The organism is Streptomyces sp. NPDC020362 (assembly GCF_040642095.1).
In the GTDB taxonomy this organism is placed as follows: Bacteria; Actinomycetota; Actinomycetes; order Streptomycetales; family Streptomycetaceae; genus Streptomyces.
Genome location: NZ_JBFAET010000007.1, coordinates 123,663 through 133,771, shown reverse-complemented (window position 1 = coordinate 133,771; position 10,109 = coordinate 123,663). Strand labels below are relative to the sequence as shown.

At 69.6% G+C, this 10,109-nt stretch carries 10 protein-coding genes and 1 pseudogene; 6 read left to right on the top strand and 5 right to left on the bottom strand.

What is annotated here, in order from left to right:
• Window positions 1–483: 483 nt before the first annotated feature.
• Both AB0H32_RS05655 and AB0H32_RS05650 read right to left on the bottom strand, forming a co-directional pair.
• Window positions 484–702 carry a DUF5133 domain-containing protein gene (locus tag AB0H32_RS05655; protein WP_361114704.1) on the bottom strand — a complete coding sequence of 73 codons (219 nt, stop codon included), beginning with the start codon at window positions 700–702 and terminating at the stop codon, window positions 484–486.
• A gap of 159 nt (window positions 703–861) precedes the next feature.
• A complete protein-coding gene (locus AB0H32_RS05650) occupies window positions 862–1,938 on the bottom strand; it encodes a sodium-dependent transporter (protein WP_361114701.1) in 1,077 nt (358 codons plus the stop codon).
• A 168-nt stretch (window positions 1,939–2,106) separates the two neighbouring features.
• On the opposite strand from AB0H32_RS05650, the gene AB0H32_RS05645 reads away from it, so the two are divergent.
• The 3 genes from AB0H32_RS05645 (at window position 2,107) to AB0H32_RS05635 (ending at window position 5,696) form a co-directional block, all read left to right on the top strand.
• The gene (locus AB0H32_RS05645; RefSeq protein WP_361114698.1) at window positions 2,107–2,943 is read left to right on the top strand and encodes a hypothetical protein; all 837 of its coding nucleotides are present in this window, start codon (window positions 2,107–2,109) and stop codon (window positions 2,941–2,943) included.
• A gap of 417 nt (window positions 2,944–3,360) precedes the next feature.
• Entirely contained in the window at window positions 3,361–4,641 is a 1,281-nt protein-coding gene (locus AB0H32_RS05640) for an FAD-dependent oxidoreductase (RefSeq protein ID WP_361114695.1), read from the top strand.
• 56 nt (window positions 4,642–4,697) lie between these two features.
• The gene (locus AB0H32_RS05635; RefSeq protein WP_361114692.1) at window positions 4,698–5,696 is read left to right on the top strand and encodes an L-threonylcarbamoyladenylate synthase; all 999 of its coding nucleotides are present in this window, start codon (window positions 4,698–4,700) and stop codon (window positions 5,694–5,696) included.
• 25 nt (window positions 5,697–5,721) lie between these two features.
• Here AB0H32_RS05635 and AB0H32_RS05630 read toward each other — a convergent pair whose 3' ends face one another.
• Window positions 5,722–6,363, bottom strand: coding sequence for a carbonic anhydrase (locus tag AB0H32_RS05630; protein ID WP_361114689.1), 642 nt, complete (start codon window positions 6,361–6,363; stop codon window positions 5,722–5,724).
• Between the two features lie 313 nt (window positions 6,364–6,676).
• Here AB0H32_RS05630 and AB0H32_RS05625 point away from each other — a divergent pair, with 313 nt between their 5' ends.
• Window positions 6,677–7,939 carry a SpoIIE family protein phosphatase gene (locus tag AB0H32_RS05625; protein WP_361114686.1) on the top strand — a complete coding sequence of 421 codons (1,263 nt, stop codon included), beginning with the start codon at window positions 6,677–6,679 and terminating at the stop codon, window positions 7,937–7,939.
• 389 nt (window positions 7,940–8,328) lie between these two features.
• On the opposite strand, the gene AB0H32_RS05620 is transcribed toward AB0H32_RS05625, so the two are convergent.
• Window positions 8,329–8,805: an ATP-binding protein gene (locus AB0H32_RS05620; RefSeq protein ID WP_361114684.1), complete on the bottom strand. Its 477-nt coding sequence runs from the start codon at window positions 8,803–8,805 to the stop codon at window positions 8,329–8,331.
• A 130-nt stretch (window positions 8,806–8,935) separates the two neighbouring features.
• On the opposite strand from AB0H32_RS05620, the gene AB0H32_RS05615 reads away from it, so the two are divergent.
• Together AB0H32_RS05615 and AB0H32_RS05610 are read left to right on the top strand one after the other, a co-directional pair.
• Window positions 8,936–9,286: an STAS domain-containing protein gene (locus tag AB0H32_RS05615; protein WP_361114682.1), complete on the top strand. Its 351-nt coding sequence runs from the start codon at window positions 8,936–8,938 to the stop codon at window positions 9,284–9,286.
• A 22-nt stretch (window positions 9,287–9,308) separates the two neighbouring features.
• Window positions 9,309–9,561 (top strand): annotated as a pseudogene (locus AB0H32_RS05610) (L-tyrosine/L-tryptophan isonitrile synthase family protein); the annotation flags it as partial.
• A 45-nt stretch (window positions 9,562–9,606) separates the two neighbouring features.
• On the opposite strand, the gene AB0H32_RS05605 reads toward AB0H32_RS05610, so the two are convergent.
• Entirely contained in the window at window positions 9,607–10,107 is a 501-nt protein-coding gene (locus AB0H32_RS05605) for an NUDIX domain-containing protein (protein ID WP_361114679.1), read from the bottom strand.
• Between the last annotated feature and the right edge of the window lie 2 nt (window positions 10,108–10,109).

Genomic DNA, 10,109 nt, shown 5'->3' with positions numbered 1-10,109 from the left:
GATGGGGCGCCGGTGCGAGCTGCCGCAGCAGGCTGTCGGCCGTGGCGGCGACGGAGACGGTGTGGCCGTCGTGCTCCAGGGCGCGCTTGAGGACGCCGCGGACCGCCGCGTCGTCTTCACACACCATGATGAAAGCCACGTGCTGACCCTAGATACTCCCGTCCCAATTCTCTATCTTCCCTGGTCAGCCGCCTGACGTTCGGTAGCAGACCGCCGGTGCCGCACGGCCCTGTCCTGTCATGAAGCCGCGAAGTCGGGCGCGAGAGGTCGCGGGCTGGGGTGGCGTGAAGACGACAGGCCGCGAACCCGGTTTTGTTGATCGATCACTCATCGGTCTCGGAACGGGCTGTTCGCAGTACGTTGTTCCTAGCGCGCATGATGGCGGTCCCAGATCCGTGGTGGCGAGGATCTGGGACCGTATTGACCGTTTTCGGACCGCAGCCAGCGTGTCCTATCTGACCTGGACACTTACGGCTGAGCGTTTCAGTGCTGGTTGGGCTGCCTGCGTCTCATCGCCTCGGCCATCTGCTGACGGGCGACGTACAGCGCCGTATCCAGTCGGCGGGTGCCAGTGAGCAGGCACAGTGTGTGGGTCGCATCTTCAAGCCGTCGGGCGGTCTCGGCGCTGTGGTCGACCGCCAGGCGACGCCTCAGCGTTTCGCATCGTTCGACCAGCTCTCGCAAGTGCGGAGGATACGCCATGGCCAAGACCACCTCCCATGCGGACCCGCCCGCATCGATCGCTCTTCGCCCATACGGTCGCAGCCATCGACGCCTGTCGCATCCTGGGAACAGGCTGCGACAGCTAGCGCGCACCGGTGTCCTGCCGGTTCCCGGCGTTGGGCCGAGGTCCGCGATGTTCTAGGCAATAGAACGCAACGCCGTGGAAGGCCGGACCCGTACGACTCGGTTGGCGGCTGTCTTCTGGAGCAGGCCGTAGGCGAGGACCGGGAGCAGTAGGTGTGGTTTGTCGGGGAGCACGGCGGTGATCAGTACGGCGCTGGCGCTGCTGTTGTTCATTCCGCAGGCGAGGGTGAGCGATGAAGCGGCGGGCGGATCCAGCCGCAGCAGCCGCGCCGCGCAGCGGCCGAGCACGAACGACAGCTGGCAGACCAGTGCCGCCACGACCAGCGCGGCGCCCAGCAGCAGCGGGCGTGGCCGAGCGACGAAGGAGCCGAGGGCGCCGCTGGCATTGACGTACGTCAGGACCAGCGAGCCGGCCAGGGCTGCAGGCACGACTGCGCCCAGCACCCGGCCGCGCAACGACGCGGGCAGGGCGAGCCGGACCAGGATGCCCGCCGCGCAGGGCAGCACCACGCCGACGAAGGTGAAGCCGCCGCCCGCAGTGTGGACACTCGCGGCGAGCGAGCCGGCATAGCCGCCACTGAGCAGCGGAGACAGCAGCTCGATCACGAGCGGTGTGGTGAGTGGGCTGATGAGGGTGGAGGCGAGGACCAGGCCGACCATGGTCGGCTGGTCGCCGTCGCCCTTGCCGGTCCACACCGTGGCGCCGGCCGCCACGGGCATCGCCACGATCAGGATCATCGCGGTGACCAGCCCGCTGCCGCCGTCGGAGTCGGGCGAGGCGTGCAGCAGGACCGCGACGAGCGGGATGACCAGCAACGGGATCGCCAGGTGCAGCGCGAGCCCGGCGAGCAGTGCACTCGGGCGCCGCAGGACTCGGCCCAGCTCACGGACGGGGACTTGGAGTCCGGATGAGAACAGCACCAGCCACAGCAGGCATGGTGCGGTGGACACCGGCAGTCGGATCAGCGGTCCGAGCGGCACTGCGTGGGAGTGGCGCAGCCACAGGCCGGGGCCCGGCATGAGCAGGGCTGCGGCGTAGGACAGGACGACGGCCCGGCCCAGACGGCGCCGCAGCCAGGCGGTCGCGCGGTCAGTGGGCGTCGGGGTGACGGTGGGCGCGGGTGCGTGCATGGCGGTCTTCTTCCGTCGCGGGGGCAGGGGCGGGACGGAAGACCGCTATGCGGAGACCATGTGCGTGCGTGTGCATGGAGCCATGGTGCGCGCACGGAACGGGCGGGGCGGGTGATCCACGGCGGCAGTCAGGATGTGTTCAGGCACCCGGTGCCACGGTCGGGCAGCATGGCATACGAGACATCTGATGATCTGGTGCTTGAGGAGGTCGGCCAGGCAGCCCTTTCCCGTCACCGGCTGCGCTGGAACAAGGTGCCCGAGATCACCTTCTGCTTCTGGGTGATCAAGGTGCTGTGCACCCAGGTCGGCGAGACCGCCGCCAACCTCCTGAACAAGAAGGCCGGCCTCGGGCTGACCGGAGTCTCGCTGCTGATGAGCGCGCTGCTCACCGTCGTCCTGGTGGTGCAGTTCCGCACAAAGGGCTACCGCCCGGGCCTGTACTGGCCCGCCGTCGCCCTGATCAGCGTCGTCGGAACCCTGGTCAGCGACAATCTCACCGACAGCATGGGCGTGGCGCTGGAGACCACCACCACGGTCTTCGCGATCGCCCTAGTGATCGTCTTCGCCCTCTGGTACCGCACCGAGCGCACCCTGTCGATCCACCACATCGACACCACCCGACGTGAGGCGTTCTACTGGCTCGCCGTCCTGGTCACCTTCGCGCTCGGCACCTCCGCCTGCGACCTGGTCGCCGAGGAGATAAACCTCAGCTACTGGGTGTCGGCCGTGCTCTTCGCCGCGGCCATCGCCGCGATCGCCCTCGCCTGGTTCTCCCTCGACCTGAACGCCGTCTGGAGCTTCTGGATCGCCTACATCCTCACCCGGCCCCTCGGTGCCTCGGTGGGCGACTACCTCTCCCAGCCCACCGGCGACGGCGGCTTGGGCCTGGGAACCGTCGTCACCAGCGTGCTGTTCCTGGCGGTCATCCTCGGCCTGGTCGTGTACCTCTCGGTCACCCGCAATGACATCGCCGCACCCGAGCAGGCACGGGTACCCGTAGCCTGAGCCACCACAATCCAGACCGCACCATGCAACGCTGCCGGTGCCCCGGCCCGATCCGGACGAATCTGAGGAGCTGGACACCCACGCTGACGAGGGCGAAAAGCCCCTGTCATGCACGGCGGCCTCCGGCGCCGGGCAGGAACGAGGGTCGCCAGCACGAGAGGCTGCACTGCGTTCAGCCATCGAGGCCGCCAGATGGCGATGAGCGCATGTAAGTTCCGTGATCACTGTGTTTCTTGGGATGTCGGGTGCTTTGACTAGGTTCGGTCAAGGGGTGCTGAAATCCTGGGCGGGCTGCGGTTGAGGGGTCACACTCGGTTGCGGGAGGGGGATCGCGTGCGGTGGCCCGTTGGCCGCCGGGGCGTTCCGAGGTGTCGCGCTGCCCTGGGGAGGGCGGCGGGCTGATCGGTGGGGGGATGTATGACGCAGTCGCTTCCGGGGCAGCGCCCTGCTCACGAGCGGGCGGTCGGCGGACGCGGAGGGCTCTCAGTGGTGGTGGTCGGCGCTGGCCCGTACGGCTTGTCGGTGGCCGCTCATCTGCGGGCTGCCGGGGTTCCAGTGCGGATCTTCGGGGAGGTGATGGGCAGTTGGCGGCATGCCATGGCCACGGGGATGTTCCTGAAGTCGACCCCGGATGCCACCGACCTGTCTGCACCCGAGCCGGGTGGACGGCTGGCGGACTTCCGCAGGGTGCACGGTGAGTCGGAGTTGACGGAACTGACGCCGATCCCGTGCGACGTGTTCGTGCGCTACGGGCAGTGGTTCCAGAAGCGGTACGTCGGTGACGTGGAACCGGCCAGGGTCGTCTGCGTCGACCGCGGCCCAAGCTCTTCCGGGTTCGCCGTGAGACTCGACGACGGCCGGCAGCTGACGGCGGCGGCCGTCGTGGTGGCGACCGGATTGAACGGACTGGCGTACATACCGAAGGAGTTGCTGCGCCTCGGGCCGGACGGAGCGGGAGCCGGGGCCCTGGTGTCGCACACCAGCCACCACAGCGACCTGTCGCGGTATGCCGGACAGCGGATCGCCGTCGTCGGGGGAGGCCAGTCCGCACTGGAGAGCGCCGCGCTGCTGCATGAGGCCGGAGCCCACGTGCAGGTGCTCGTGCGCGAGCGGCGAGTTCTGTGGGGGTCGGTTCCGCAGCCGACCCGGCCTTGGCCGCAGCGGCTCGCGCAGCCCGCCTCACCCCTGGGGACGGGCTGGACACTCGCCGCGGTCTGCCGGGCACCAGGCGGGGTGCGGCGGCTCCCCGCTTCCGCCCGGCTGCTGTTGTTCCGCCGGGCGCTGGGGCCCTCCGGCGGCTGGTGGCTGCGCGACCGGGTCGAGGATGTCGTGCCGGTGCGCACCTCGTCCCGCGTCACCCGCGCCGAGGCATCCGGCTCCACTGCCCGGCTGGAACTCACCTGGCCGGGCGGTTCGGAGGTTCTGGCTGTTGACCACGTGCTGGCCGCCACCGGTTACCGCCTCGATATCGACGCGCTTGCGTTTCTCGCTCCTACGCTACGGCGGCACGTTGTCTGCGTGCCCGGCTCCAAGGCCCCTCAGCTGACCGGGGCGTTCGAAACATCCGTGCCTGGTCTGTACGTCGCTGGTTCGCTGGCCGCCCCGACGTTCGGCCCTATGATGCGCTTCGTCGCCGGAACGGAGTACGCCGCCGCTCGCGTTGCCCGTGATGCCGCCCGATGGGTCGTCGCTCCATGAGCGTGGAGTGGTCTCCACGGAAAAGGGGGGAGCGGAACAGTGGGAGGATTGTCAGCGTGACGGCAAGTACCAGTGACATCGAGAAGGCGGCCGGGGTGTTGCGCGCCGGCGGCCTGGTGGCCCTCCCGACCGAGACCGTCTACGGTCTGGGCGCCAACGCCGAGGACCCCGCCGCGGTCACCCGCATTTTCCAGGTCAAGGGGCGTCCGCCCTCCCACCCGCTGATCGTCCACATCGGCGGCGCGGAGCAGCTGGACGACTGGGTCGAGGGCGTGCCCTCGGCGGCGCGGCTGCTGGCCGAACACTTCTGGCCGGGGCCGCTCACGCTGGTGTTGCGGCGCGGTCCCCGGGTGCCCCTCGAAGCGACGGGTGGCCTGGAGACGGTGGCCGTGCGCGTGCCCGATCACCCAGTGGCACTCGCGCTGCTGTCGGCCTTCGGTGGCGGTGTCACGGCCCCGTCCGCCAACCGCTTCGGCCAGGTCAGCCCCACCAGCGCCGACCACGTGCGGGCCGAGCTCGGCGAGGCGGTCGACTTCGTGCTGGACGGCGGCCCCTGCGAGGTCGGTGTCGAGTCGACCATCGTCGACGTCACGGGCGAGATTCCGAGCATCCTCCGGCCCGGCGGAGTGACACGCGAGGACCTCGAAGCGGTGGTGGGGCACCCGCTTGCAGTCCACTCCACCAGCCGCGTCCGGGTGCCGGGACAGCATCCGTCCCACTACGCGCCGCGCGCACGGGTCGTCCTCGTCGAGCCCGAGAAGGTCGTCGCCGAAGCGGAGCTCGCCCAGGAGCAGGGGCACCAGGTGGGCGTCCTTCTTCCCCTCGCCTTCACCGACGCCCCGGTGAAGGCGCACGCCGTGGTGACGGTCCCCGCTGCGATGGCCGCCTACGCGCGCGGCCTGTACGGGTTCCTGCGCGAACTCGACCAGCAGGGGTGCGACCTCATCGTCGCGTCCTTGCCTGCGGAGGAGGGCCTGGGACTCGCGATCGCCAACCGGCTCCGCCGCGCCGCGGGGCCCCGGCCCTCCTCGGTCCCCGGCCTCCAGCAGCACTGAACACCGGGCTGGCCGGCAGCGGGTTTCACCGTGTGGGGGCGGCAGCCCTGCTCAGGCCGTGGGAGGCGACCAGTTGTGCACTGCCGTCGGCCAGGCGGTAGGACAGACCCACCACGGCAAGTCGGCCGGCGGCCACTCGCTCGGCCAGCACGCGGGAGCGTTCCAGCAGCAGATCGACGGTGAGCCTTATGTGCTCGGCCAGGATCTCCTCGGGCTGCTCGCGTCCGGCGGCACGGGCCGCCAGCACACTCGGGGTCACCCGCTCGACAACGTCACGGACGAAACCGGCGGGCACCCGGCCGCCGTCGGCGGCGGCCCGGGCAGCTGCGACGGCCCCGCACGAGTCATGCCCCAGCACCACGACCAGCGGGCAGCCCAGCACACTCACGCCGTACTCGATACTCCCCAGCGTCTCCGCGCCGACGACATGCCCGGCGTTGCGCACCACGAACAGATCCCCGAGCCCCCGGTCGAAGATGATCTCGGCGGCCAGCCGGGAATCGGAGCAGCCGAACAGCACCGCGAAGGGATTCTGAGCCGGGGCGGTCTCGGCGCGGCGTGCGGAGTCCTGGTTGGGGTGCTCGGGCGAGCCGGTGACGAACCGGTGGTTGCCTGCCAGCAGCATCTCGAAGGCATCATCGGGAGTCGGCGTCAGGGTCTCAGTCATGGCGGAAGGCTACGGCCGACCCCGCCAAATCGCACGGCCGGGTTCACGGATGGCGGCCTGCGCTCCCTCCGCGGCCTGCACTCCCGGACACCAGGCGGTGTCGCTCTCGGTGGGCCTCCTCGGTGCGCTGACAGCTGCTCCGCCCAGAACGGCCCGCCGATCCTGGGACACCACACAGCGAGAGGGCCCCGGCCAGGGCGACAGCCGGATCGGGGTACGCAGGCGCCACCCCCGCTGCCCATGGGGAGCTCGGCGGGCGCGGCAGCTGGGCCTTTCGTAGATTGAGGAGGGAGCAACTCGCAGGGACATACGTGTGACGGCACCGGAGATCGACTACACGGCGGTGTTCGCCGTCCTTCCGAGCCCGTGCCTGATGCTGGGCACGGACCTGGTGATCGCCGCTGCCAACCCGGCCTTCTGCGAGGGGACCGGGCGGAGTCGGGCCGAGCTGGTCGGGCAGTACCTCTTCGACGTCTTCCCGGACAACCCCGCCGCCCCGGAGGCCGACGGGGTGGAGACGCTGAAAGCCTCGCTGCACCGGGTGCTGTCCTCCGGTCAGACCGATCACATGGCGCTGCAGAGGTACGACATCCCGGTCGCCGGCAACCCCGAGGTGTTCAAGGAGCGGTGGTGGACCGCGATCAACGTGCCCGTCCTCGGCCCCGACGGCAAGGTCGTCTGGATCCTCCACCGGTCCGAGGACATGACCGACGTCGTCCGCGCCCGCCGCACCGCGCTTGAGCCCTCGGTCAGCCCCGGCAGAGAAGCGGCCATGGAAGCCGAGCTGTACGCCCGGGCCCGGCAGCTGCAACAGCTCAACGAGGAACTGCAACAGGCGCACGCCCGGGAACGGCGCATCGCCGTCGCCCTGCAGGAAACCATGCTCCACACCCCGGACCTGGCCCGGCACCCGGACATTGCCGTGCGCTACCTGCCCGCCGTCGGAGCGCTGAATGTGTGTGGTGACTGGTACGACGCGGTCGACCTGCCCGCGGGCCGCTTCGCCGTCGCGGTCGGTGACGTGGTCGGCCACGGGCTGATAGCCGCCACCGTCATGGGCAGGCTGCGCAGCGCGCTGAGCGCCGCCACCCGCACCGTCCACGGCCCCGCCCAGGCACTGGAGGTCCTGGGGCTCTACGCCCGCTCGGTCGAGGGAGCACTGGCCGCCACCGCCGTCCAGGTACTGGTCGACTGCCACAGCCATCTGCTCATCTACAGCAGCGCCGGCCACCCCCCACCCGTCCTGCTGCACCCTAACGGCTCCTGCGACCTGCTCGACCAGGCCACCGACCCACCGCTGGGCGCCCGCCCCGAACACGTCCCCCGCCCCCAGGCCACCACCACCTACACCCCCGGGGACACCCTGATCCTCTACACCGACGGCCTAATCGAACGCCGCGGCGAGGACATCGACACCGGTCTTGACCGCCTGACCTACATGCTCGCCACCTGCACCGGGTTCGGCCCGGAACACCTCGCCGACGCCCTCCTGGCCGGCCTGGGCCTTGCCAGCGGCGCCACGGACGACATCGCCATGGTCGTCGTCCGCCTGGCCGCAACGACCCGACCGCCCTGACCAGGAGACAGTGCTGGAGATCGTGACGGCCGTGTGCTGGAGCTTCGCTGTTCACTGCGCACCGGGAGCAAACGGATCTCGGCCGCCCTCATGCCGACCGAGACCTGGGCGTGACGCGGCCGGTCGGCCGATGACTTGGTCAAATGCCAGGTCAGCATGGGCAGCCGAGGGGCCGGCCGCGCCTCGGGGAGCACAACCGGCCTAGCCGCATTCCTTCCCCGTCTCTCAGCCGGACACGCCCATCGCGATCACCCGGTCACGGTCAGTCGCAGGCCGGCGATCGTGACAAGTCTGCCGGCCAGTGCGGCGAAGGGGCTATCTGTGGTCCCAAGCGCTCCAGCTTGTCTTTCGAAGCAGGCACGCCCAGCCCTGGATCCGGCGCGCCTGACTCACAGCACCTGGTGGCCGCCAGGGTCTCCGCCGGGGTCATCGACGAGGACGACAGCCGCCGTGATCCGCTTGCCCACCGGTTCGCGGTGGACAGCGAAGCTCCGGCACACCGCCATGACAATCTCCAAACCGTGCTGACCGATCCGCTCGGGGTCCGCTGCCAGCACCGACGGCAGCATCGTGCTGCTGTCCCACACACTGACCTCGACGGTTCCCTCCTCGACCTCGAGCGTCAGCAAGCAGGGGCCAGGCGCGTACTTGCGGGCATTGGTCACCAGTTCGCTCACCACCAGCTGGACCATGCCCATCGCTCGGCCGGAAACCGGTAGCCCATGCACGGCCCGCAGCTTCACGAGGAACGACCGGGCCAGGTCACGGGCTTCGGCGATCTCCTCACTGCCCTCGAACGCCGCAGCCACCGATGCCGGCCTGGCGACCAGCGACTCTCTGCCGCCGCCTTCCGTCGCCTCGTCCATCCTGCCGCCTCACGCTGACCCCGCCGACTTACAGCACATACCCCCTCAACCCCGCCACAGGCACGACCACTCGGCGGATAGTCTCGACGGCATCTCTTCAGATTCCGGGCGAGACGGATGGGCAAGCGTTGTGGATGATCTTCCATCGGTCGAGACGACCGTGTCGGGCACCTGCCTGGTCGCGAAGGTGCGCGGGGTCATGGACTATGTCTCGCGGCTTGAGCTGAGCGGGCAGCTGACGCAGGTGATCGAGCGCGCGGAACGGGGCGTCGTGCTGGACTTGGCGGATGCGCCGTTCTGCGACTCGGCGGGGTTGAACGTGCTGCTGGGAGCCCGCCGTGAGGCAGAAAGGGCTGCCGTGGTGCTGGTCCTGGCCTGCGTCCCGGACAAGTTGCACCGGGTCCTGGAGATGACCGGAGCCGATCAGGTCCTGCGGGTCTTTGCGACCGTCGCGGAGGCCGAGGCCGCCCTGAGTAACTGACGGCACCCTGCATGAGTCCGCCTTCATGCGCGACGGCGTCCCCATCGTCTTCGCTCTGCCCGGCTTCCCCTGCAAGTCCATCCCCAACCCGGCCAAGGTCCTCGGTCACCTCCACGACCAGGGCGAACGCCTCTCCCCGGCCTTCCTGAACACCCTGTGCACCCAGATCGAGCGGATCCCCCCGGTGTCCGCCTGATCGTCTGCGGGACGGCCACGTCTTCGGCGACCTCATCGACGTTCCCGACGACCACATTGACGCCTACGCCGACGTCCTGGCCCCTGCTCCGGGTCGCGCAGGGCCACGCTGACGCCGTGCTGCCCTACTTCCACCCATCCAGCGATACCTGAGGGCCACCAGCGAGATAGCGGTGGAGGGCGCTCGCGGTGGTGTCCACGAACTCCTCTGGGAGGACATCGGCGTCGACCCAGCAGACCTGAGCGTGCTTGCGAGGTTCGCGGTTCTCCGGTTCGCCGGTCCATTCCTGCGCGGCGAAGACGACGGTGAGAAAGCCGTTGGGTGCCTCGACACCCCAGGCGCCATGGATGATGTGGGCGACCTTCATGGACTGCGGCTTCACAGTCAGGCCGGTCTCCTCGTACAGCTCGCGTACGGCGGTCTCGGTAATCGGCTCACCGGGCTCGCTCTTACCGACAGGCAGGTCCCACATGCCCTGGGCGAACTTGGCGTTCTGGCTGCGCTGGAGGAGGACGACGCGGTTGGTGGCCTTGTCGTGGACGATGACAGCGGCGACCAGCAAGGTCATGGAATCGAGGGCGGGCTTGAGGGCTTTGGGCTGGTCGTTGGTTGTCCGTTGAGCCACTC